The sequence below is a fragment of the Streptomyces sp. F63 genome (assembly GCF_018070345.1).
In the GTDB taxonomy this organism is placed as follows: Bacteria; Actinomycetota; Actinomycetes; order Streptomycetales; family Streptomycetaceae; genus Streptomyces.
Genome location: NZ_JAGPXX010000002.1, coordinates 40,153 through 63,474, shown reverse-complemented (window position 1 = coordinate 63,474; position 23,322 = coordinate 40,153). Strand labels below are relative to the sequence as shown.

The 23,322-nt window shown below is 70.8% G+C and carries 19 protein-coding genes, 2 tRNA genes and 1 pseudogene; 16 read left to right on the top strand and 6 right to left on the bottom strand.

The genetic code is table 11. From position 1 onward, the window contains the following. Window positions 1-139 precede the first annotated feature (139 nt). Window positions 140-360, top strand: a pseudogene (locus tag KBZ10_RS02530) (transposase); the annotation flags it as partial. A gap of 489 nt (window positions 361-849) precedes the next feature. On the opposite strand, the gene KBZ10_RS02525 reads toward KBZ10_RS02530, so the two are convergent. Then, complete coding sequence (locus tag KBZ10_RS02525; RefSeq protein WP_210985807.1) at window positions 850-2,079, bottom strand: acyltransferase family protein; 1,230 nt, start codon at window positions 2,077-2,079, stop codon at window positions 850-852. 425 nt (window positions 2,080-2,504) lie between these two features. On the opposite strand from KBZ10_RS02525, the gene KBZ10_RS02520 reads away from it, so the two are divergent. After that, on the top strand, window positions 2,505-2,699 hold the full coding sequence (locus tag KBZ10_RS02520; protein ID WP_030547231.1) for a hypothetical protein: 195 nt from the start codon (window positions 2,505-2,507) through the stop codon (window positions 2,697-2,699). Window positions 2,700-2,823: 124 nt separating this feature from the next. On the opposite strand, the gene KBZ10_RS02515 is transcribed toward KBZ10_RS02520, so the two are convergent. Continuing rightward, window positions 2,824-3,189 carry an ArsC/Spx/MgsR family protein gene (locus tag KBZ10_RS02515; RefSeq protein WP_210985806.1) on the bottom strand — a complete coding sequence of 122 codons (366 nt, stop codon included), beginning with the start codon at window positions 3,187-3,189 and terminating at the stop codon, window positions 2,824-2,826. Between the two features lie 83 nt (window positions 3,190-3,272). Then, a tRNA-Gly gene (locus KBZ10_RS02510) sits at window positions 3,273-3,346 on the bottom strand. 138 nt (window positions 3,347-3,484) lie between these two features. Between KBZ10_RS02510 and KBZ10_RS02505 the strand changes: the two genes are divergently transcribed. The 5 genes from KBZ10_RS02505 to clpX all read left to right on the top strand — a co-directional run bounded on the left by KBZ10_RS02505 (window position 3,485) and on the right by clpX (window position 8,414). After that, window positions 3,485-3,561 (top strand) — tRNA-Pro (locus KBZ10_RS02505). Between the two features lie 277 nt (window positions 3,562-3,838). Then, entirely contained in the window at window positions 3,839-5,278 is a 1,440-nt protein-coding gene (gene tig / locus KBZ10_RS02500; protein WP_210985805.1) for a trigger factor, read from the top strand. Window positions 5,279-5,598: 320 nt separating this feature from the next. After that, window positions 5,599-6,201 carry an ATP-dependent Clp protease proteolytic subunit gene (locus tag KBZ10_RS02495; RefSeq protein ID WP_210986061.1) on the top strand — a complete coding sequence of 201 codons (603 nt, stop codon included), beginning with the start codon at window positions 5,599-5,601 and terminating at the stop codon, window positions 6,199-6,201. A 68-nt stretch (window positions 6,202-6,269) separates the two neighbouring features. Beyond that, window positions 6,270-6,947, top strand: coding sequence for an ATP-dependent Clp protease proteolytic subunit (locus KBZ10_RS02490; protein ID WP_282107768.1), 678 nt, complete (start codon window positions 6,270-6,272; stop codon window positions 6,945-6,947). Between the two features lie 180 nt (window positions 6,948-7,127). Continuing rightward, complete coding sequence (gene clpX / locus KBZ10_RS02485) at window positions 7,128-8,414, top strand: ATP-dependent Clp protease ATP-binding subunit ClpX (RefSeq protein WP_210985804.1); 1,287 nt, start codon at window positions 7,128-7,130, stop codon at window positions 8,412-8,414. A 142-nt stretch (window positions 8,415-8,556) separates the two neighbouring features. On the opposite strand, the gene KBZ10_RS02480 is transcribed toward clpX, so the two are convergent. The 3 genes from KBZ10_RS02480 to KBZ10_RS02470 all read right to left on the bottom strand — a co-directional run bounded on the left by KBZ10_RS02480 (window position 8,557) and on the right by KBZ10_RS02470 (window position 11,328). Then, a complete protein-coding gene (locus KBZ10_RS02480) occupies window positions 8,557-9,381 on the bottom strand; it encodes a hypothetical protein (protein WP_210986099.1) in 825 nt (274 codons plus the stop codon). A 115-nt stretch (window positions 9,382-9,496) separates the two neighbouring features. Beyond that, window positions 9,497-10,348, bottom strand: a complete 852-nt coding sequence (locus KBZ10_RS02475) for a hypothetical protein (protein ID WP_210985803.1) — start codon at window positions 10,346-10,348, stop codon at window positions 9,497-9,499. A gap of 29 nt (window positions 10,349-10,377) precedes the next feature. Continuing rightward, window positions 10,378-11,328 (bottom strand): hypothetical protein, encoded by a 951-nt coding sequence (locus KBZ10_RS02470; protein ID WP_210985802.1) that lies wholly within the window; start codon window positions 11,326-11,328, stop codon window positions 10,378-10,380. 118 nt (window positions 11,329-11,446) lie between these two features. Here KBZ10_RS02470 and KBZ10_RS02465 point away from each other — a divergent pair, with 118 nt between their 5' ends. From KBZ10_RS02465 to rodA, 9 genes are all read left to right on the top strand, one after another. After that, window positions 11,447-14,083, top strand: coding sequence for a valine--tRNA ligase (locus KBZ10_RS02465; protein ID WP_307847143.1), 2,637 nt, complete (start codon window positions 11,447-11,449; stop codon window positions 14,081-14,083). 186 nt (window positions 14,084-14,269) lie between these two features. Then, window positions 14,270-15,799 (top strand): folylpolyglutamate synthase/dihydrofolate synthase family protein, encoded by a 1,530-nt coding sequence (locus KBZ10_RS02460; protein WP_210985800.1) that lies wholly within the window; start codon window positions 14,270-14,272, stop codon window positions 15,797-15,799. A 3-nt stretch (window positions 15,800-15,802) separates the two neighbouring features. Further along, window positions 15,803-16,141, top strand: coding sequence for a DUF4233 domain-containing protein (locus KBZ10_RS02455; protein WP_210985799.1), 339 nt, complete (start codon window positions 15,803-15,805; stop codon window positions 16,139-16,141). 135 nt (window positions 16,142-16,276) lie between these two features. Continuing rightward, on the top strand, window positions 16,277-16,690 hold the full coding sequence (gene ndk, locus KBZ10_RS02450) for a nucleoside-diphosphate kinase (protein WP_210985798.1): 414 nt from the start codon (window positions 16,277-16,279) through the stop codon (window positions 16,688-16,690). A 308-nt stretch (window positions 16,691-16,998) separates the two neighbouring features. Continuing rightward, window positions 16,999-18,018 (top strand): rod shape-determining protein, encoded by a 1,020-nt coding sequence (locus KBZ10_RS02445; RefSeq protein WP_210986060.1) that lies wholly within the window; start codon window positions 16,999-17,001, stop codon window positions 18,016-18,018. Window positions 18,019-18,215: 197 nt separating this feature from the next. Further along, window positions 18,216-19,148 carry a rod shape-determining protein MreC gene (gene mreC, locus KBZ10_RS02440; protein WP_210985797.1) on the top strand — a complete coding sequence of 311 codons (933 nt, stop codon included), beginning with the start codon at window positions 18,216-18,218 and terminating at the stop codon, window positions 19,146-19,148. 3 nt (window positions 19,149-19,151) lie between these two features. After that, entirely contained in the window at window positions 19,152-19,859 is a 708-nt protein-coding gene (gene mreD / locus KBZ10_RS02435; protein ID WP_210985796.1) for a rod shape-determining protein MreD, read from the top strand. Between the two features lie 94 nt (window positions 19,860-19,953). Beyond that, on the top strand, window positions 19,954-22,086 hold the full coding sequence (gene mrdA / locus KBZ10_RS02430; protein ID WP_210985795.1) for a penicillin-binding protein 2: 2,133 nt from the start codon (window positions 19,954-19,956) through the stop codon (window positions 22,084-22,086). Next, a complete protein-coding gene (gene rodA, locus KBZ10_RS02425; RefSeq protein ID WP_210985794.1) occupies window positions 22,083-23,282 on the top strand; it encodes a rod shape-determining protein RodA in 1,200 nt (399 codons plus the stop codon). The genes mrdA and rodA overlap by 4 nt, the downstream gene beginning before the upstream one ends. Window positions 23,283-23,322 lie beyond the last annotated feature (40 nt).

Below are 23,322 nucleotides of genomic sequence, written 5' to 3'. Positions count from 1 at the left end.
TTCCCGTCGTGCCGTCGCGTGCCCCGCCCGCTTCGTCACCGCGCCCGCGTCCGTGGACCGTCCCCGGCACTGTGCGTGCCGAGAATCACGTCCGTGCAGGTCAAGCGGCTCTACGTTCTTGATCGGGTTGATCGAGCCCATCCCCGGTCGCCTGGCCAACCGGGCAGCTGACGGCTACCGCGGCGAGGGAAGGACCGACGCCCGCGACGCCTGCGTCATCGCAGACCAGGCAAGGACGCGCCGCGATCTGAGGCCCATTCGCGCGGGCGACGAGGCGGCCATCGAGCTGAAGCTGTTGACCGGACGCCGATCCGACCTGGTCGACCTCTTCGAACGCGACCAGCATCTCCTGGTGCTCGGCGACAGCGAGTGCGGCAAGAGCAATCTGCTGCGGCTGGTCGCGAACGGCCTCATGGCGCGCCACGGCGAGGACGACCTCGTCTTCGCCGTCATGGACCCGCGGCGCGGGCTGCGCACCCTGGTGCCCGGGGAGTACCGGGGCGGCTACGCCCACAACTCCAAGATCTGCGGGGCGCTCTCGGCGGGCATCGCCAAGGAACTGGAGAAGCGGATGCCCGACGGCCTCGCCGACCAGGACGCGCTGGCCGACGGCGCCTGGTACACCGGCCCGCGGATCGTCGTCCTCGTGGACGACTACGACATCCTCACCACCGCCGGAGCTGACGGCGGGCCGGTGCGGGCGGCGCGGCCGGTGCGGACGGCGCTCCACGGCACACGACGGCGCCGCGGCCCCCGGGCGGGAATACCCGGGGCCGCGGCGCCGTGCCCGTTCGGGCCGTCCGTGCGGTGGAGGAGGCGGTGGGGCGGGCGAGGAGGCGGTGGGGCGCCTCAGCCGCGGCCGGCCGCCTCGCCGTCCCCGGCGGCCCGTGCCGCCGGCTTCTTCTCGGTCCCGCCCGTCCGGCCGCGGGCCAGTTCGGCCGCGTCGCGCCGGAACGCCCACTCCATCCTCGGCTCCATGGCGAAGTGGAACACCCGCTGCACCGGCGTGGTGCACAGTACCGTCACCACGGCCGCCGCGAGGACGGTGAGCACGGCGGCGCCCCAGGCGGTGTTCACCCAGGCCGCGTCGTACCAGTCCCAGAAGCGGGAGCCCTTGGCCAGGAAGCCGTGCAGGAGATAGCCGTACAGCGTGCCGGCGCCGAGGGCGGTGAACCACATCTCGCGCCGCGGCACCCAGGCGTAGAAGCAGGCGGCCAGCACCATGGAGCAGCCGAACAGCGCCGGTGTCATCACCAGGCCGGTCCACCAGGGTGCGGTCAGCTCCTGCACGCTGTCGCGGTGGTAGAACCAGCTCGTCGCCATCCGTGGTGCCGCCCAGTAGGAGAAGAGCAGTGCGGCGGCGAACACCGGTACGGAGAGGATCCGCACCTCGCGGCGGCGCACCAGCTGGAAGTGCTCCGGTTTGAGCATCAGGCCGACCACGAAGAACGGCAGGAACTGCAGCACCCGCTGGAGGTCCAGGTCGTCGCCGATGTCGGGGGAGACCGAGGCCAGGACGGCGATGGCGAGCGCGAGCGGGACGGGCCAGCGCACGATCTTCCACAGCGGGGTGGTGAGCCGCCAGACGAACAGCGCGATCAGGAACCAGGTGAGGTACCAGGGGTCGAGCAGACTGATCGGGTAGCCGGGATCGTCGTTGGCGTACCGCTTGAAGTAGCTGTAGACCGTCTCGAAGATGACGTACGGCACGGCCACACCGGTGACCAGCCGCTGCAACCGGTCGGTCCGCATGTCGAAACTGCGGGAGAAGTAGCCGGAGATGACGATGAAGGCCGGCATGTGGAAGGCGTACACGAACATGTACGCCGCTTCGGCGATACGGCTGTCGGCCGTCAGCGGCTGCCAGGCGTGGCCGACGGCCACGAGGACGATCGCCAGGTACTTGGCGTTGTCGAAGAACGGATCGCGCTTCTTGACGGCGCCGTTTCCGCCCGGGGGAGTGGGGGAACCCCCGGGATGCGGCGTCGCGGAGCTGTGGGACGGGGTGAGGGGGGACGCGCGGGTTTCCGGGGGGAGCGGCGTCCGCTGGTGGCCGTGGGGGCGCAGCACGTTCGTCACGGGCCCTCCCAGCGCAACTGGGGGAGGGCGGACCGGGACATCACCGCGCACGAGGGGGACGGGGCAGCGTGCAACATCTGAGGCACCATAGCGTCGGGGGGCGTTGTCCGTAAAACCTTCCCCCTGCTCTCCTTCAATGACGGCTGCTACCCCGTCCGGCGCAGCTCAAGGCGGACGATCCGCCCGTTTGATGGGTATCGGCCCCGTCCGTGAACATGACATGGATCACGGGCGCGGGCCGCCGCGGCCCCGGCCGTTTGCCCGAGGGCCGGCCGTGGGCATAGGGCTGGCGTGAACAGATGGCCGACGAAATACCAACAGGGGACAACCCCGTCCCGCGTTGGTGGCACGATGGTCCCGGCGTGGGGTGCGGGGCCGCACTTCCGGGGCCGGTGACGTCGTTCCGACCGAGGGTGGGATCAGTTGTGGTCATTTCGCTGTCTGCTGTTGTCGTCCTGTTGATCATCATGATCGTGCTGATGAAGTCCGGGTCGCTCAAGGGCGGACCGGCCCTGGTGGCCGTGCTGTTCGGTTTCTTCCTGGCGTCGTCGGGCATGGCCCCGACCATCCAGAGACTGCTGGACTCGCTCGCGGACACGCTCAACCAGATCAGCTTCTGACCGGCGCACCGCCGCACGGGGACCGCGGGCCGCCCGCACGGGAGGCTCCGCGCGGGCGCGCACCGGCTCCCGCTCCCGCTTCCCGGCTCCGCCCTCGGGCGGTTCCTCGCCCTCGCGCGGTTCCTCAGCGTCCCCGCGCGATGGTGTCCCGGACGGTGTCCTCGTCGCGGGCGACCGCGGCGGTGCCGTCGTCGGCGGTGATGATCGGACGCTGGATCAGCCGCGGATGCGCGGCCAGGGCCCCGATCCAGCGCTCCCGCTCGGCCGGCTCCCTCGGCCAGGCGCCGATGCCCAGTTCCCCCGCCTCGGCCTCCCGGGTCCGGGTGATGTCCCACGGTTCGAGGCCGAGCCGGTCGAGTACGGCGCGCAGCTCGTCCGTGCTCGGCGGGTCCTCCAGGTAGCGGCGGACCGTGTACTCGGCGCCCGCGTCGTCGAGGAGGCGTACGGCGGAGCGGCACTTCGAGCAGGCGGGGTTGACCCAGATCTCCATGCCGTCACCCTACTGATCCGGCCGTGGAAAAGACCCGGGGCCGGACCCGGAAGAAGATCTTCCGGATCCGGCCCCGATGCCTGTGGAGCGGGCGACGGGAATCGAACCCGCGTAGCCAGTTTGGAAGACTGGGGCTCTACCATTGAGCTACGCCCGCACGCGCCGCCCGGCGGAGCCGCCGCGGCACGGTGTGCATCGTAGCGGGTCCGGACGGTCACTCGCACACCCGTCACCGGCCGCTCCCGTTACGGCGCCCTCCCGCACCTGCGGCCATGTACCCTACGTCTCGCACCAGCGGGGTGTGGCGCAGCTTGGTAGCGCGTCCGCTTTGGGAGCGGAAGGCCGTCGGTTCGAATCCGGCCACCCCGACCATCACCGCCGTTCCCCGCCCCCCGTGACCGACGGACCGCGGCTTTTTCCGGGCCGCGGCACCGGTACCGCGGCCGCCGGGAGATGCGGTCGCGGGCGGGCCCGCTCCCGTTAGGGACCGGATACCGCTTGCGGTTACTATGCAAGCTGCGTGCCCGTGTCCGTCTGTGTCGGTCATCCACTGTGGATCCACCCAGTCGATCACCGCATGGGGCGCCATCGGCAGAGAGTCGAGATCCCTCTGCAGCATCCCAGAAGTCAGCCCCAAGGAGACCGAACCGTGAAGAGCGCCGTGGAGACCCTGAACCCGACCCGGGTTCGGCTCACTGTCGAGGTGCCCTTCGAGGAGCTCAAGCCCAGCCTCGACGCGGCGTACAAGAAGATCAACCAGCAGGTCACGGTGCCGGGCTTCCGCAAGGGGAAGATCCCCGCCCGGGTGATCGACCAGCGGTTCGGCCGCGGCGCGGTGCTGGAGGAGGCCGTCAACGACGCGCTGCCGAAGTTCTACACCGACGCGGTGAACGAGGGCGACCTCAACCCGCTCGGCCAGCCCGAGGTCGACATCACGGAGCTCAAGGACGGCGAGGTCCTGGCCTTCACCGCCGAGGTGGACATCCGCCCGTCCCTGGAGATCCCGGACTACTCCGGTATCGAGGTGACCGTCGACGCCGTCGAGGTCACCGACGAGGACGTGGACAAGGCGGTCGAGCAGCTCCGTGACCGTTTCGCCTCCACCACCCCCGTCGAGCGCGCCGCCGCCGAGGGCGACGTGGTGACGATCGACCTGGAGGCCAAGGTCGACGGCGAGGTCCTGGAGGACGGTGTCGCCAAGGGCGTGAGCTACACCATCGGCTCCGGCGAACTGCTCGACGGCATCGACGAGGCCGTGACCGGCCTGGAGGCCGGCGGCAGCACCACCTTCACCTCCGAGCTCAAGGGCGGCTCCGCCCAGGGCAGGGAGGCCGAGGTCAAGGTCGACGTCACCGCCGTCGCCGCCCGTGAACTCCCCGCGCTGGACGACGACTTCGCCCAGCTGGCCAGTGAGTTCGACACCCTGGAGGAGCTGCGCGCGGACAGCCGCAAGCGCCTGGAGCAGTCGAAGGTGTACGAGCAGGCCACCGAGGCCCAGGAGAAGGTGCTCGACGCCCTTCTGGAGCTGGTCGAGGTCCCGATCCCCGAGAAGCTCCTCGACGACGAGGTCAACACCCGCAAGCACAACCTGGAGCACCACCAGCTCGGCCAGATGGGGATGGACCTGGACGGCTACCTCAAGGTCCAGGGCAAGACCGCCGAGGAGTTCGACGCCGAGCTGCGCGAGCAGGCGGAGAAGGGCATCCGCACCCAGTTCGTCCTGGACGAGCTGGTCAACAAGGAGAAGCTCTCCGTCGGCCAGGAGGAGCTGACCGAGCACCTCATGCGCCGTGCCCAGTCCTCCGGCATGAGCCCCGACCAGTTCGCCCAGGCCGTCGTCGAGGGCGGCCAGGTGCCGATGCTCGTCGGCGAGGTCGCCCGGGGCAAGGCGCTCGCCGTGGTCGTCGAGGCCGCCACGGTCAAGGACACCAACGGCGAGATCGTCGACCTGGAGGACGAGGAGGAGGACGAGGCGGCGGAGACGGCCGAGGCGGCCTCCGAGGAGTCCGCCCCCGAGTCCGGCGACACCGCCGCCGCCGGTCAGGAGGCGACCGAGAAGGCCGCGCAGACCGGCGAGACCGGCGCCTGAACCTCCGCTCCGCGCCCCCCGGTACGGAACCCGCGGGGACCGCTTGTGGCAGGCCCGGACGCGCACCGCGTCCGGGCCTGCCGCGTTCCGGTGTGCCCCGTCCGGGCGCCCCGCGCCGCCGGGCCTGCGCTCACAGCGAACAGCTGACAATGCGGGATGGCGCCCGCCGACCAGCGCGTTAGGGTCCGTAGATACGGGGGCAGGGGAGTCTCCGGAAGGCGCCGGGAGCGCCCCGGCACCACCCGGATCCCCGGCCCGAAAGACACGCTGAGACGGCCCGTCGCCGTCCGACTAGAGCAGGTGGACACGTGACGATCCCGATGCCCTCCGCCGCCGCTGAGCCCAATTTCGGCGGTCTCGGCGACCAGGTCTACAACCGGCTGCTCAATGAGCGGATCATCTTCCTCGGCCAGCCCGTGGACGATGACATCGCCAACAAGATCACGGCGCAGCTGCTGCTCCTGGCCGCCGACCCGGACAAGGACATCTTCCTCTACATCAACAGTCCCGGCGGCTCGGTGACGGCCGGCATGGCGATCTACGACACCATGCAGTACATCAAGAACGACATCGTGACCATCGGCATGGGTCTGGCCGCCTCCATGGGCCAGTTCCTGCTGAGCGCGGGGACCCGCGGCAAGCGCTTCGCGCTGCCGAACAGCGAGATCCTGATCCACCAGCCGTCCGCGGGCCTGGGCGGTTCCGCCTCGGACATCAAGATCCACGCGGAGCGGCTGCTGCGCAACAAGCGCACGCTGGCGGAGCTCACGGCCTTCCACACCGGCCAGACCGTCGAGCAGATCACCCACGACTCCGACCGCGACCGCTGGTTCACGGCCCAGGAGGCCAAGGACTACGGCCTGATCGACGACGTCATGCCCTCCGCCACCGGCGTTCCGGGCGGGGGCGGCACCGGGGCCTGAGCCCTGACGGCGGCCCCGAGTCCAGACCCCTCAGCCCACAGATCGCCACCAGGACGGTGAACAGTCTTATGAACAATCTCTCCGGCAGCGGCCTCCCCGAGGGTCTGCGCGCTCAGTACGACACCAGTCACCAGGCCGAGTCCCGTTACATCGTGCCGCGCTTCGTCGAGCGCACCTCCCAGGGCGTGCGCGAGTACGACCCGTACGCGAAGCTCTTCGAGGAGCGCGTGATCTTCCTCGGGGTGCAGATCGACGACGCCTCGGCGAACGACGTCATGGCCCAGCTGCTCTGCCTGGAGTCCATGGACCCGGACCGGGACATCTCGATCTACATCAACAGCCCCGGTGGCTCGTTCACCGCGCTGACCGCGATCTACGACACCATGCAGTTCGTGAAGCCGGACATCCAGACGGTGTGCATGGGCCAGGCGGCGTCCGCCGCGGCCGTGCTGCTCGCCGCCGGCACCCCCGGCAAGCGCATGGCCCTCCCCAACGCCCGGGTCCTCATTCACCAGCCGTACAGTGAGATCGGGCGCGGTCAGGTCTCCGACCTGGAGATCGCGGCGAACGAGGTCATCCGGACCCGCTCGATGCTGGAGGAGCTGCTCGCCAAGCACTCCACCACGCCGATCGAGCAGATCAAGGACGACATCGAGCGCGACAAGATCCTCAACGCGGACGAGTCCCTGGCGTACGGTCTGATCGACCAGATCGTTTCGACCCGGAAGAGTTCCGTTTCCGCATAACTGCGGTATCCCCCTTGGGCCGAGTCGGTCCAAGGGGGGCCCGGACCGGGGGCCCGGCAAGGTACCGTCGGGAGGGGGCGGCGGACCGTGACGACTGACCGCGTCGCGGACTCCGGACAACCCAGACAGGCACCAGGGTCCGATGATCAGGGCGGATCCCAGGCGAAGGGGAAGCACCTCGTGGCACGTATCGGTGACGGCGGCGATCTGCTCAAGTGCTCATTCTGCGGAAAGAGCCAGAAGCAGGTGAAGAAGCTCATCGCAGGCCCGGGTGTCTACATCTGCGACGAGTGCATCGACCTCTGCAACGAGATCATCGAGGAGGAGCTCGCGGAGACCTCCGAGGTCCGCTGGGAGGAACTCCCCAAGCCCCGCGAGATCTACGAGTTCCTGGAAGGGTACGTCGTCGGGCAGGAGGCCGCGAAGAAGGCCCTGTCCGTCGCCGTCTACAACCACTACAAGCGGGTCCAGGCCGGCGAGAACAGCCGCGACAGCCGGGACGACGGCATCGAACTGGCCAAGTCCAACATCCTGTTGCTCGGCCCGACGGGTTCCGGCAAGACCCTGCTGGCGCAGACCCTGGCCCGGATGCTCAACGTCCCGTTCGCCATCGCCGACGCCACCGCGCTGACGGAGGCCGGCTATGTCGGCGAGGACGTCGAGAACATCCTGCTGAAGCTGATCCAGGCGGCCGACTACGACGTCAAGAAGGCCGAGACCGGGATCATCTACATCGACGAGATCGACAAGGTCGCGCGGAAGAGCGAGAACCCGTCGATCACCCGCGACGTCTCCGGCGAGGGCGTGCAGCAGGCCCTGCTGAAGATCCTGGAGGGCACCACCGCCTCGGTGCCGCCGCAGGGCGGGCGGAAGCACCCGCACCAGGAGTTCATCCAGATCGACACCACCAACGTGCTGTTCATCGTGGGCGGGGCCTTCGCCGGTCTGGAGAAGATCATCGAGTCCCGGGCCGGCGCCAAGGGCATCGGCTTCGGCGCGACCATCCGCTCCAAGCGGGAGATCGAGGCCAGCGACCAGTTCCAGGAGGTCATGCCGGAGGACCTGGTGAAGTTCGGGATGATCCCCGAGTTCATCGGGCGGCTCCCGGTCATCACCTCCGTGCACAACCTCGACCGCGAGGCGCTGCTGCAGATCCTGGTCGAACCGCGCAACGCGCTCGTCAAGCAGTACCAGCGCCTCTTCGAACTGGACAACGTCGAGCTGGACTTCGACCGCCCGGCGCTGGAGGCCATCGCCGACCAGGCGATCCTGCGCGGCACCGGGGCCCGGGGCCTGCGCGCCATCATGGAGGAGGTGCTGATGTCGGTGATGTACGAGGTGCCGTCCCGCAAGGACGTCGCCCGCGTCGTCATCACCGCCGAGGTCGTGCACTCCAATGTGAACCCGACGCTCGTGCCGCGCAGCCGCGGCGGCGAGCCGGGGGAGCGGCACGAGAAGAGCGCCTGAGCACGGCGCCGTCGGCACCGCGCCGTCAGCACGGCGCCGTGAGCACAACGCCGAAGGGGCGGGCCGGGATGCACCGGGCCGCCCCTTTCGGCGTCGCCGGGCCCGCGGCGCCGGAGCGGCCGCGGGCCCGGGGGTTCTGCCGTCACTTCGGCTGGACGGTCTCCTCCTTGACCTTCCCGACCGTCTCGGAGAACTCCTTGAGGTCCACGGAGCCCTCGGAGGTGTAGTCGGCGGAGACGACGGCGACCACGGCCATGGTGGAGTTGTCCGCCCAGGCACAGGCGGGCATGTACATGTTCGCCAGCCCCTGGCCGGCCTTCACCAACTGGCAGCTGAGCGTGTCACCGTTGATCTCGTAGTCCGTCTGCTTCTGGACGACCTGCGAACCCGGCTGGCCCTGCACCATGCCGTCCAGCGCGTCCTTGCGCATCTCCGCCGGGTCGGAGTCGATGTCCCCCCAGGCGCCGGAGAGGATCAGCGCACCCTTCTCGATGCTGCCGCCCTTCAGGTACTGGCCGACCACCGCGGTGCCGTCGGACGGCAGTTCGTCCTGGAGCAGTTTGCGCTGCTGCTCCAACTGCGCGCTGTCCTCGGCGCGTTCGTAGTCGCCGCCCAGCAGGGACTGCGGCGTGGTGAGCTTCTCGGTGCCCTCCGGACCGCCGAGGAGCGCGGCGACCCCGAGGCCGACCACGGTCAGCACCGCCACCGAACCGGCGACGATCCCGATGACGGCGCCCTTGCCCAGCCCGCGCGACGGGGGCGGCGGCGGGGTCTGCGGCCACGGCTGACCGGCGGGGCCGCCCTGCGGCGGGTACCCGTAGCCCGGCTGCGGATGGGGCTGCTGCGGGATGTGCGGCTGACCCTGCTGGGGATAGCCGTAGCCCGGCTGCTGCGGGGCGCCGTACGGGTTGGGCGGCTGCCCGCCGCCGTACGGACCGGGCGACGGCGGAGGCTGGTTGTGGCTCATGAGGTCCCCCCTCGGGACGCGCTGCTGGTGGTTCTCGCTCCCGGTGCCCGGGTGCGCCGGGAGCTGTGGACATACGGGGTGCCGGGGCGCGCCGGGTGCTGCGCGGCGTTCCGGGCTACTTCTCGACGCGGCTCTCGTCCCGGGCCGTGTTCGTCATCTCCGCCACCTCGTCGGTGGACTTGAGTTCGCTGGAGTCGTCCATCGACGTGATCTGGAACTGGACCACCCCGAGGGCGCTGGTGTCGCCCCAGGCGCAGAACGTCGCCCCGGAGGTGACCTCGGCGGCGCCCGAACCGGCCGTCGCCTTCTGGGTCTTGCACTTCATCACGGTCCCGTCGAACCCGTCCGGGGAGTACTCCCGGACCGGGGTGACCTCGTCGATCCGCACGGTGGCGGAGACCGCTTCCTGGTTCTTCTCCATCTGCGCGAAGAGGCGGTCGACCGCCGCCCCGGGGTCGTCGATCTCGCCATACAGGCCGGCGACGACGAGATTGTCGTTCGCGGCGTTGGTGTAACTGCCGGAGACGGAGGAGCCGTTCCTGACACCCAGCTTCGCGGCCTCCTTCCCGCCGGCCAGCCCGCCGCCCTGCCCGTCGCCGCCCTCGGCCCGGGTGTACTCGCCGTTGACCAGCTTCTCCGGCAGTTTCACGGTGTACGGGGCCATGTCACCGCCGCCGCCCGGGCCTCCACCGCCGAAGAGGACGACACCCCCGGCAATCGCGGCCACCGCCACCACGGCGCCCGCCACGATGCCGGCCGTCCTGCCCTTGCCGCCGCCCGGCGCGGGCGGGGACACCCGGCCGTACGGCTGCGGCTGGCCCTGGGGGTGCCCGCCGTACGCACCGGGGTGGTACGGGGCGGGCTGCCCGCCGTACCCGCCCGGCTGCCCCGGGTGGCCGTAACCCGGTCCGCCCTGCGGCTGCTGCTGCGGCGGTCCGCCGTACGGACCCGGCTGCTGGTGGCTCATGCGCGGCTCGTCCTCTCCCCGGGCCCGGATCACTTGCCGAGCTCGACCCGGGCGTCCGCCCGCACCTCGGCCGTGGTCTCCGCGACCGCGTCGAGGTCCGCCTTGCCGGCGAGGACGGCCAGCGGATCGATGACCATGACGCCGCCGACCGTGCTGGAGTCCGCCCAGATGCACACGGGAAGCTCGGCCTCCTTCACCTTGGCGTTCGGGTCCTCGTTGGTCGTCTTGAACTTCTGGCACTTCATCACGGCGCTGCCGAGACCGTCGGGCTCGGCCTCCTCGGGGCTGCCGAGGACCTCGACGGTCCCCTCGTCCTCGGCCATCGTCCGCAGCACGGTGAACATGGCGTCGATGACCTGCTCGGGATTGTCGACCGTGCCCCAGACACCGGTCAGCAGCATCTGCTTCTTGGAGGCCGTCGCGTACTCGGCCTGGACGGGATGCGGGTCCTTGACGCCGGGAAGCTGGTCCAGCGACTCCCGGTCCTTGCCGGAGACACCGGAGTCGTCCTTGCCCTCGCCCTGGCGTTCGAACTCGCCGGCGACCGTCTGCGGCGTGGTCAGCTTGTGCGGGCCGTCGTCGCCGGATCCGCCGGTGAGGAAGACCAGCGTGCCGGCGATCGCGGCCACCGCCACCGCGGCACCCACGATGACGCCCGCCCGCCTGCCCTTGCCGCCGCCCGGCGGGGGCGGGGGCATCCGGCCGTGGGGCTGCGGCCGCCCGTGGGGCGGCTGCGGGCCGCCGGGCTGCTGCCCGTAGGGGCCCGGCGCGCCGCCGTACGGGCCGGGCTGCGGCGGCTGCCCGTACGGGCCGGGCGGCGGTCCGCCCTGCGGATACCCGTAGCCCTGCGGAGGCACCTGGCCGGGGGCCTGCGGCGACCAGCCGGGGCCGGGGGCTCCGGCCGCACCGCCCCGGCCGTACGGGCCGGGCGCGCCGCCCCCGTACGGGCCCGGCTGCGGTGGCGGCTGGTGGTGACTCATGAATCCCCCTCGGTGCACAGAACAGTTGGGCTCATCCTCCCCGACGACTTATGCGGGCTTTACCCCGGGGCGGCAACGGGTTCGTAACAGCGGAGGCCCCGCCCTTAGACTGACGGTCGTGACCGACAACTCCCAGCGCCCCGGGACCGGGGCCCACAGCAGCGCCCCCGCCCACCTGCCGACCCAGTACGCACCGGCCGACGCGGAGGGGCCGCTCTACGAGCGCTGGGTAGAGCGCGGTTACTTCGAGGCGGACGCGAAGAGCGCCAAAGAGCCGTACACCATCGTCATCCCCCCGCCCAACGTCACCGGCTCCCTCCACCTCGGCCACGCCTTCGAGCACACGCTGATCGACGCCCTCACCCGCCGCAAGCGGATGCAGGGCCACGAGACGCTGTGGCAGCCCGGCATGGACCACGCCGGCATCGCCACGCAGAACGTCGTCGAGCGGGAGCTGGCCAAGGAGGGCAAGTCCCGGCACGACCTGGGCCGCGAGGCGTTCACCGAGCGGGTCTGGAAGTGGAAGGCCGAGTCCGGCGGGCAGATCTCCGGCCAGATGAAGCGCCTGGGCGACGGCGTCGCCTGGTCCCGTGAGCGCTTCACGATGGACGAGGGCCTCTCGCGCGCCGTCCAGACCATCTTCAAGCGGCTCTACGACGACGAGCTGATCTACCGCGCCGAGCGCATCATCAACTGGTGCCCGCGCTGCCTCACCGCCATCTCGGACATCGAGGTCGAGTACCAGGACGACGAGGGCGAGCTGGTCTCCATCCGCTACGGCGAGGGCGAGAACTCCATCGTCGTCGCCACGACCCGTGCGGAGACGATGCTCGGCGACACCGCCGTCGCCGTCCACCCGGAGGACGACCGCTACCGCCACCTCGTCGGCACCGAGATCGAGCTGCCGCTCACCGGCCGCCGGATCCCGGTCGTCGCCGACGAGCACGTCGACCCGGAGTTCGGCACCGGTGCCGTCAAGGTGACGCCCGCCCACGACCCGAACGACTTCGAGATCGGCCGGCGCCACGACCTGCCGAGCCTCACGGTCATGGACGAGCACGCGGTCATCACCGCGCACGGCCCGTTCCAGGGCCTGGACCGGCTGGAGGCGCGCAGCGCCATCGTCGCCGCGCTGCGCGCCGAGGGCCGGATCACCGCCGAGAAGCGCCCGTACACGCACTCCGTCGGCCACTGCTCGCGCTGCAAGACGACCATCGAGCCGCGGCTGTCGATGCAGTGGTGGGTCAAGGTCGGCCCGCTGGCGAAGGCCGCGGGCGACGCCGTCCGCGACGGCCGGGTCACCATCCATCCCAAGGAGATGGAGTCCCGCTACTTCGGCTGGGTCGACAACCTCCACGACTGGTGCATCTCGCGGCAGTTGTGGTGGGGCCACCGCATCCCGGTCTGGTACGGCCCGAACGGCGAGACGGTCTGCGTCGGCCCGGACGAGCAGCCGCCGACCGGCGAGGGCTGGCGGCAGGACGCCGACGTCCTGGACACCTGGTTCTCCTCCGGGCTCTGGCCGTTCTCCACCCTCGGCTGGCCCGAACGGACCGACAGCCTGGCGAAGTTCTATCCCAACTCCGTCCTGGTCACCGGCTACGACATCCTCTTCTTCTGGGTCGCCCGGATGATGATGTTCGGCCTGTACGCGATGGACGGCACCCCGCCGTTCCACACCATCGCCCTGCACGGCATGGTCCGCGACCAGTTCGGCAAGAAGATGTCGAAGTCCTTCGGCAACGCGGTCAACCCGCTGGACTGGATGGACAAGTACGGCTCCGACGCCGTTCGCTTCACCCTGGCCCGCGGCGCCAACCCGGGCGTCGACGTCCCGATCGGCGAGGACTGGGTCCAGGCGTCCCGCAACTTCGCCAACAAGATCTGGAACGCCACCCGCTTCGCCCTGATGAACGGCGCCACGGTCGAGGGCGGACTCCCCGCGGCGGACGGGCTGTCGCCGGCCGACCGCTGGATTCTCTCCCGGCTGAACGCGGTCGTCGCCGAGGTCGACGCGTACTACGACGACTACCAGTTCGCCAAGCTCAGCGACACCCTCTTCCACTTCGCCTGGGACGAGGTGTTCGACTGGTACGTCGAGCTGACCAAGACCGTCTTCCAGGCCGGCGGCCCCGCCGCCGAGGCCTCGCGCCGGGTCCTCGGCGAGGTCCTGGATGTCACGCTGCGCCTGCTGCACCCGGTGATCCCGTTCGTCACCGAGACGCTGTGGACGGCCCTCACCGGACGGGAGTCGGTCGTCATCGCCGACTGGCCCGGCGACAGCGGTTTCCGCGACGCCGCGGCCGAGCGGGAGATCGCGACGGTCCAGCAGGTGGTCACCGAGGTCCGCCGGTTCCGCGCCGACCAGGGGCTCCAGCCCGGCCAGAAGGTCCCGGCCCGGCTGGACCTGGCGGGCACGGACCTCGCCGGCCACGAACCCGCCATCCGGCAGCTGCTCCGCCTCCAGCCGGAGGGCGAGGGCTTCACGCCCACCGCCACCCTGCCGGTCGCGGGCGCCACGGTCGCGCTGGACCTCTCCGGCACCATCGACGTCGCGGCCGAGCACAAGCGGCTCACCAAGGACCTGGCGGCCGCCGAGAAGGAGAAGGCCCAGGCCACGGCGAAGCTCGGCAACGGCGCGTTCCTGGCCAAGGCCCCGGACCACGTCGTGGACAAGATCCGCACCCGGCTGAGCACCGCCGAGGCGGACATCGAGCGCATCACCGCCCAGCTCGCCGGCCTCCCCCAGGGCTGACCGGCGGTCTCACGCCACCGTCCCCCGCGCCCGGCCGATCCGCCGGGCGCGGGGGACGCGGCGTTCCCCGCGCCGTTCCCCTCATCCACCGGGCGGGGCGGGCGGCCCGCCGTGGCGCGGCGGGGGTGACCGGGAGCACGGCCCGGTCGGACGCCGGCACCCGTACGGCTCCGTAGACTGACCCCCGTGAGTGAGCGCGCCCCGCACGGGAATTCCCAGCCCGACGAACCCGAGGACCCCTTCGACAGAATCGTCGAGGCGGAGACCGGCCGCGATCCGGATCTGGCGGTGATCGAGGCGGGCAGCCGGACCCTGCGCACCCAGGCCGGTCCGCCGGGGGCCGACGAGGCCCCCGCCCGTCCCGAGGACCCGGAGACCGACCGCCGGCTCCGGGAGGTCGAGGCCGAGCTGGCGGGCCGCTGGCCGGAGACGAAGCTGGAGCCGTCCCTCACCCGCATCAGCGCGCTGATGGACGTCCTCGGCGAGCCGCAGCGCTCGTATCCGTCGATCCACATCACCGGCACCAACGGCAAGACCAGTACCGCCCGCATGATCGAGGCCCTGCTGACCGCCTTCGAGCTGCGCACCGGGCGCTACACCAGCCCGCACGTGCAGTCGGTGACCGAGCGCATCAGCATCGACGGCGCGCCCGTGCCCGCCGCGAAGTTCATCGAGACGTACCGCGACATCGCCCCGTACGTGGAGATGGTCGACACCGCGCAGGAGCACCGGCTCTCCTTCTTCGAGGTGCTCACCGGCATGGCGTACGCCGCCTTCGCCGACGCGCCGGTCGACGTCGCGGTCGTCGAGGTCGGCATGGGCGGCAGCTGGGACGCCACCAACGTGATCGAGGCCGGGGTCGCCGTCGTCACGCCCATCGACCTGGACCACACCGACCGGCTCGGCGGCTCCACCGGCGAGATCGCCGTGGAGAAGGCCGGGATCATCAAGCAGGGCGCCACGGTCGTCCTCGCCCAGCAGCCGGTGGACGCCGCGCAGGCCATGCTCAAGAAGGCCGTGGAGGTGGACGCCACCGTGGCCCGCGAGGGCATGGAGTTCGGCGTGACCAGCCGCGAGATCGCGGTCGGCGGGCAGCTGCTGGCGCTGCGCGGCCTCGGCGGCGAGTACCCGGAGATCTTCCTGCCGCTGCACGGTGCGCACCAGGCGCACAACGCGGCGGTCGCGCTCGCCGCCGTCGAGGCGTTCTTCGGCATCGGCTCGGAGCACGCCCGGCTGCTGGACGCCGATACGGTGCGCACGGCCTTCGCCTCGGTGGTGTCGCCGGGCCGGATGGAGATCGTGCGGAAGAGCCCGACGGTCGTCCTGGACGCGGCCCACAATCCGGCGGGGGCGCGCGCGGCGGCCGCGACGGTGACCGAGGCGTTCGGCTTCGGCCATCTGGTCGGCGTGGTCGGCCCGAGCGGTGAGAAGGACGTCAAGGGCCTGCTGGAGGCCTTCGAGCCGGTGTTCCAGGAGGTGGTGGTGACCCGCAACTCCACCCACCGGGCCATGGACGTGGACGAACTGGCGGCGCTCGCCGTCGAGGTGTTCGGCGAGGAGCGGGTGCAGGTCGAACCCCGGTTGGACGACGCGCTGGAAGCGGCGATCACCCTGGCCGAGGAGGAGGGCGAGTTCGCCGCCGCGGGCGTGCTGGTGACGGGTTCGGTGATCACGGTGGGTGAGGCCCGGCTGCTGCTGGGGAAGGGCAGGGGCTGAGCGATGCGGACACTGTGCGCGTCCACGCTGATCGGCGAGTTCTTCGTGATCGGCTTCGCCGGGCTGGTCGTGATGCGGACCTCGGACCTCTCCGCCGGGCTGGTCTGGACGGTGAGCGGCACGGCGATGCTGCTCTGCCTGGCCCTGGCCGGTGTGCTGTCCCGGCCGGGCGCGGTGGCGACCGGGTGGGCGCTTCAGGCGGCGCTGATCGCCAGTGGCCTGGTGGTGCCGGCGATGTTCTTCCTCGGCGCCGTCTTCGCGGGCCTGTGGTGGGCCTCGGTGCACTACGGGCGCAGGATCGACGAGGCGAGGGCCCGGCACGCCCCGGGCGCCGCGGCCTGATCCGCCCCGTCCGGTGGCGCGCTCCGGGAGGGGTGCGCCGGGAGGGTTCCGGCGCGGACACGGCGTGCCGCCCGCTCCGGCCGCCCCTGTAGCCTCGTGCCACCCCGCACCCGCAGACACGAAGGAGCTCATGCCGTGAGCCAGCGCACGCTCGTCATCCTCAAGCCGGACGCGGTCAGGAGGAATCTGATCGGCGAGATCATCGGCCGTATCGAGCGGAAGGCGGGCTGGCGGATCAGCGCGCTGGAACTGCGCGAGCTGGGCCGCGAGGTGCTGGAGCAGCACTACGGCGAGCATGTCGGCAAGCCGTTCTACGAGCCGCTGGTGGAGTTCATGTCCTCCGGTCCGGTCGTGGTCCTGGCCGTCGAGGGGGAACGGGTGATCGAGGGCGTCCGCGCCCTGGCCGGCCCGACCGACCCGATCGCCGCCGGTCCGGGCAGCATCCGCGGCGACTTCGGCACGATCGTGCGCGAGAACCTCATCCACGCCTCGGACTCCGAGGAGTCGGCGGAGCGGGAGTTCAAGCTCTTCTTCCCCGGGGCGGCCTGAGCACCGCTTCCGGAGGGGCATGTGGCCTGACGATCTGTCAGTCGTAACCCGCGTGTGACCTGGGGCGGCCGGGGAAACCGGCCGCCCCTTGGCATATGCGGGGGCCCGGAGGGGAACCCATCACTCCGACACGACGTCAGCATTACAGAGGCAGGCATTCCTTCCCCCGACAATGGGAGGGCCGTCGCGCGGAGCCGCCGCGGTCGTGACTACGATGGAAGCTTCACACCCATCGTCCTCACCCCGCCTGACCTCAAAAGTCATCATTTCCAGCTGGGAAGGCCAGACATATCCTCATGGGGAACAACATGTCGTTCATCGGCCGTGACATGGCTGTCGACCTCGGCACCGCGAACACCCTGGTGTATGTCCGAGGCCGCGGCATCGTCCTCAATGAGCCCTCGGTCGTCGCCATCAACACGAATACCGGCGGAATTCTGGCGGTCGGGGCCGAGGCGAAGAAGATGATCGGCCGCACCCCCGGGAACATCGTCGCCGTCCGCCCGCTCAAGGACGGCGTCATCGCCGACTTCGAGATCACCGAGCGGATGCTCCGCTACTTCATCCTCAAGATCCACAAGCGGCGCTACCTGGCCCGCCCTCGGGTGGTCGTCTGCGTGCCCTCCGGCATCACCGGGGTCGAGCGCCGCGCCGTGATCGAGGCCTCCACGCAGGCCGGCGCCCGGCAGGTGCACATCATCGAGGAGCCGATGGCCGCCGCGATCGGCTCCGGCCTCCCGGTGCACGAGGCCACCGGCAACATGGTGGTGGACATCGGCGGCGGTACCACCGAGGTCGCCGTGATCTCCCTCGGCGGCATCGTCACCGCCCAGTCGATCCGGGTCGCGGGTGACGAACTGGACAACGCGATCATCCAGCACATCAAGAAGGAGTACAGCCTCCTCCTCGGTGAGCGCTCCGCCGAGAACATCAAGATCACGATTGGTTCCGCCTTCGACTCCGGCGAGGACGAGCACACCGAGATCCGGGGCCGTGACCTGGTCAGCGGCCTGCCGAAGACCGTGGTGATCTCCTCCGGCGAGGTCCGCAAGGCCATGGAGGAGCCCGTCCACGCCATCGTCGACGCCGTCAAGACCACGCTCGACAAGTGCCCGCCGGAGCTGTCCGGCGACATCATGGACCGCGGCATCGTCCTCACCGGAGGCGGCGGCCTGCTCCGCGGGCTCGACGAGCGGCTGCGCCAGGAGACGGGCATGCCGATCCACATCGCCGAGAACCCCCTGGACTCCGTCGCGCTCGGCTCCGGCAAGTGCGTGGAGGAGTTCGAGGCGCTCCAGCAGGTGCTGGACTCCCAGCCCCGCCGCTAGACCCGGGCGGCGCACCGGCCGGCCCGGCCGGCGCGCCGCCCACCACCCCTCCCCGGGGACCGCGGCACACGGCGGCCCCCACCGTTCCGCCACCCGGGACCGCTTCCGGAACGGGACCGTTCCAGGACCACAGCTCCCGATGATGACCGGACCCGGCCGCGGCCGGCCGGTCCGACGAGGAAGGCACGCCGTCGCACGTGAGGGACACACGAGAGAGCCGGCTGCTCCTGGTGCTGCTGATCGCCATCGCGTTCGCGCTGATCACGGTGGACATCCGCGGCGGCGAGGAGTCACCGCTGGACGGCGCCCGGCAGGCCGCCGCATCGGCCTTCGGGCCGGTGGAGAACGGCGTCGCGTCCGCCGTCGACCCGATCGGCAACGCCATCGGCGCGGTCCGCGACTCGGGCGAGCGGCACAGCCGCATCGCGGCCCTGGAGCAGGAGAACGCCGCCCTGAAGCTCAAACTCGGCAGCGACGACCGCACCCGCAGCCGGGCCGGTGAACTCGACAAGATGCTCAGAACCGCCGGCGCCGGCCAGTACCGCATCAAGGGCGCCCAGGTCATCGCCATAGGAGCGGCCCAGGGCTTCTCCTGGACGGTCACCATCGACGTCGGCAGCGAGGACGGCATCGCCCGCGACATGACCGTGCTCAACGGTGACGGCCTCGTCGGACGCGTCACCACCGTCGGCCCCTCGACCGCCACCGTCCTCCTCGCCAACGACCCGGACTTCACCGTCGGCACCCGGCTGGAAGGAAGCGGCGAACTCGGCTTCGCCACCGGCCAGGGCGGCCGCGACCTGCGCGTTCAGCTGCTCAACGGGAAGACCGTGGTCAAGAAGGGCGACCGGATGGTGACCTTCGGCTCGCAGGGCGGCAAGCCCTTCGTGGCCGGCGTGCCCGTCGGCGAGGTCACCCGCGTCGACCCCTCCCGGGGAGAGCTGACCCGTACGGTGCAGGTCCGGCCCTTCGTCGGCTTCACCAAGCTCGACATCGTCGGCGTCGTCGTCCAGCCGCCCCGCAAGGACCCGCGGGACACCGTGCTGCCGCCGAAGCCGAAGCGGCCCAAGCCGACGCCCACGGTGACGGTCACCGCCACCCCCTCCATCCCCGCTCCCGACGGGAACTGACCGATGCGCCTCAACCGGATCCTGCTCTCCGCGGCCCTCGTCGTCGTCGCCCTCGTCCTCCAGGTGAGCGTTCTCGCCCGGCTGCAACTGCCCGGCGCCGTCCCCGACCTCACCCTTCTGGTGGTCCTCGGACTGGCCCTCGTCTACGGCCACGTCAGCGGTGCCCTGATCGGCTTCAGCGCCGGACTGCTCGCCGACCTCGCGCCCCCGGCCGACCACGCCGTCGGACGCTACGCCCTGGTCCTCTGCCTGATCGGCTACCTCACCGGCCTGGCCAAGCCGGAGAGCGGCCGGCTCCGCTCGGCCACCGCCCCCCTGCTGGCGGTCGTCATCGCGGCCGTCGGCACCACCCTCCTCTACGCGGGTGTCGGCGCCCTCGTCGGCGACACCTCCGCCCGCCAGGTCGGCCTGCCCGGCCTGCTCGCCACCGCGGCCCTCTACGACCTGCTGCTGGCCCCCTTCGTCGTCCCCGGGGTGATGGCACTGGCCCGCCGCACCGAGATCGACCCGCTGGCGGAATCCGCGAGCGGCACCGGCAGCGGCAAGGGCGCCTACGGCAACTGGCTGAGCAGCGGCACCGGGCAGCGGCTGGGGACCGGACGCGGCGGCCGGGCCGGGGGCCGCATCGGCGGCCAGCGCGGCGGACTGCTGGGCGGCGGCCGCCCGGCCAGGGTCCGGGCGGCCCGCATCAAGGGGGTCAAGCGGCTGTGACGACGCGCCGGGGCACACCCGTACGACCCGACGACCGCGCCGGCCGGGCCGCGCACACGGCACCGCCGGCGGCAGCACTCCAGGGGGCAGCGCAGTGAGCAACATTCCGGAGACCGGGCGGACCTCCCGGGTCACCATCCGGCTCATCGCCATCCAGATCCTGGTCTTCTCCCTCCTCGCCACCCTCGCCGGGCGGCTCTGGTACCTCCAGATCCGCAACGGCGACGAGTACACGGCCGAGGCCGCCGGAAACCACGTCCAGCAGGTCGTCAAACCGGCCGTCCGCGGCTCCATCCTCGACGCCCGCGGGGTCCCGCTCGCCGACAACGAGACCCGGCTCGTCGTCTCCGCCAGCCGCACCGAGCTGCTGAAGATGCGGGACGACGGCGAGGCCGTGCTGACCCGACTCGCCGGAGTGCTCGGCATGAAGCCCAGGGAGGTCATGGAGAAGGTCCGGCTGTGCGACGCCAAGACCAAGCAGCCCTGCTGGAACGGCTCCCCGTACCAGCCCATCCCCATCACCGACGAGGCCACGGCCCAGCAGGCGCTGACGATCCGCGAGCGCGCCGAGGACTTCCCCGGCATCACCGCCGAGCCCACCGCCGTCCGCCGCTACGCCGCGCCCGGCGGCGCCGACACCGCCCAGGTCCTGGGCTATCTGTCGCCCGTCACCGACGAGGAGATCAAGGAGGCCGAGGACACCGACTCGCCCTTCCTCCGCTCGGACCAGGTCGGGCGGTCCGGCCTGGAGCGCTCCTACGACAAGTGGCTGCGCGGCAAGGCCGGTGTCACCCGGTACGAGGTGGACAAGCTCGGCCGTGTGATGGGCATGACCGAGAGCGACCCGGCCGTGGCCGGCCACAACGTGATCACGAGCATCGACGCCCGGGTGCAGGCCCTCGCCGAGAAGGAACTGCACCAGGCGATGAAGGAAGCCCGCAAGCAGCACGACCGCAACACCAACCGCAACTACGAGGCCGACGCGGGCGCCGTCGTCGTCATGGAGGCGAAGACCGGCCGGATCGTCGCCATGGCCTCCAACCCGGACTACGACCCCAACGCCTGGGTCGGCGGCATCTCCGGCAAGGACTACGCCAAGATGACCGCCAAGAAGTCCAACTACCCGCTGCTCAACCGGGCGATCCAGGGCCAGGCCGCCCCCGGCTCCATCTTCAAGGTCGTCCCGACCGCCGCCGCGGTCAGGGCCGGCTACGACTTCAACGGCAACTACGCCTGCACCAGCTCGTACAGCATCGGCAACCAGGTCTTCAAGAACTTCGAGTCGCAGGACCACGGCATGATCGACCTCGGCCGGGCCCTGGAGGTCTCCTGCGACACCGTCTTCTACCGCCTCTCCCACCAGGAGTGGCGCAAGGACGGCGGCCTCAAGCCGAAGAAGAACGCGAAGGACTGGTTCTACCGGACCGCCCACGAGTTCGGCCTCGGGGAGAAGACGGACATCGACCTCCCCAACGAGGTCAGCGGCCGGATCCCCGACCGCCAGTGGAAGAAGGACTTCTGGGAGGCCAACAAGGACGACTGGTGCGAGCGCGCCAAGCGATGGCCGAAGAAGAAGGACTACCTCACGGTGCTCTCCCGGGAGAACTGCCTGGGGGGCATGAAACTGCACGCCTACGACTCGGTGAACTACTCCATCGGCCAGGGCGACACCCTCGTCACCCCCATCCAGATGGCGTCCATCTACGCCGCCATCAGCAACGGCGGCACCCTCCACACCCCGACCGTCGGCAAGGCGATCGTGAGCCCCGACGGCAAGGAGATCGAGAAGATCGAGCCGAAGGCACGCGGCAAACTGCCCGTCGACAAGAAGACGATGCGGCAGATGGACAAGGCCCTGGCGGGTGTCGCCACCCGCGGCACCGCCGCCTGGCGGTTCGGCGGCTGGCCGCAGGACAAGATCCCGATGCACGCCAAGACCGGTACCGCCGAGGTCTACGGCAAGCAGACGACCTCCTGGTTCGCCACGTACACCGAGGACTACGCGATCGTCATGACGATCTCCCAGGGCGGCACCGGATCCGGCGCCTCCGCCCCCGCCGTGCGCAACCTCTACAACGCGCTCTACGGCATCGACGAGAAGGGCGGCATCAACAAGAAGAAGGCGCTGCTGCCCAAGCCGCAGAAGGACCTGCCGGAGATCCGCGAGGACGGCTCCATCAAGGCTGCCAAGATGCCCAAGGCGGCCGGACGGAGGGGCGGCGAGTGACCGCGCACGGCTTCGGCTTCTCCATCAGCCGCTACACCCCGCAACAGGGCGTCTGGGGCCGTCTCACCGCGCGCGACTCGATACTCCGCCGCCTCGACTGGCCGATGCTGCTGGCCGCCCTGATGCTCTCCGGCCTCGGCTCGCTGCTGGTGTGGTCGGCCACGCGCAACCGCACGGAGCTCAACAACGGCGATCCGTACGACTTCCTGGTGCGCCACACCCTGAACGTCGGGATCGGCTTCGCCCTCATGGTGGGCACCGTCTGGCTCGGCCACCGCACCCTGCGCGGCGCGGTGCCGATCCTCTACGGACTCTCCGTGGTCCTGGTCGCCCTCGTACTGACACCGCTGGGCACCACCGTCAACGGCGCGCACGCCTGGCTCGACATCGGCGGCTTCTCCCTCCAGCCGTCCGAGTTCACCAAGGTCACCATCATCCTCGGCATGGCGATGCTGCTGGCCGCGCGGGTGGACGCCGGCGACCGGGTGCACCCCGACCACCGGACCGTCGTGCAGGCCCTGGCCCTCGCGACCGTACCGATGGCCGTCATCATGCTGATGCCGGACCTCGGCTCCGTGATGGTCATGGCGGTGATAGTGCTGGGCGTGCTGCTGGCCTCCGGCGCCTCCAACCGCTGGGTTTTCGGACTGATGGGCACCGGCGCCGCCGGCGCCGTCCTCGTCTGGCAGCTCGGCGTGCTCGACGAATACCAGATCAACCGGTTCGCCGCCTTCGCCAACCCCGAGCTCGACCCGGCCGGTGTCGGCTACAACACCAACCAGGCCCGGATCGCCATCGGTTCCGGCGGCCTCTACGGCACGGGACTCTTCAAGGGCACCCAGACCACCGGCCAGTTCGTGCCCGAGCAGCAGACGGACTTCATCTTCACCGTGGCCGGCGAGGAACTCGGCTTCCTCGGCGCCGGGCTCATCATCCTGCTGCTCGGTGTCGTCCTCTGGCGCGCCTGCCGCATCGCCCGGGACACCACCGAGCTGTACGGCACGATCGTCGCCGCCGGCATCATCGCCTGGTTCGCCTTCCAGTCCTTCGAGAACATCGGGATGACCCTGGGCATCATGCCGGTCGCCGGCCTGCCGCTGCCCTTCGTCTCCTACGGCGGCACCTCGATGTTCGCCGTCTGGATCGCGGTGGGCCTGCTCCAGTCCATCAAGGTGCAGCGGCCCCTCTCGGCCTGAGCGGCGCCGCGCCGCCCCCGGTCCCGTCCTCCCGGCCGAC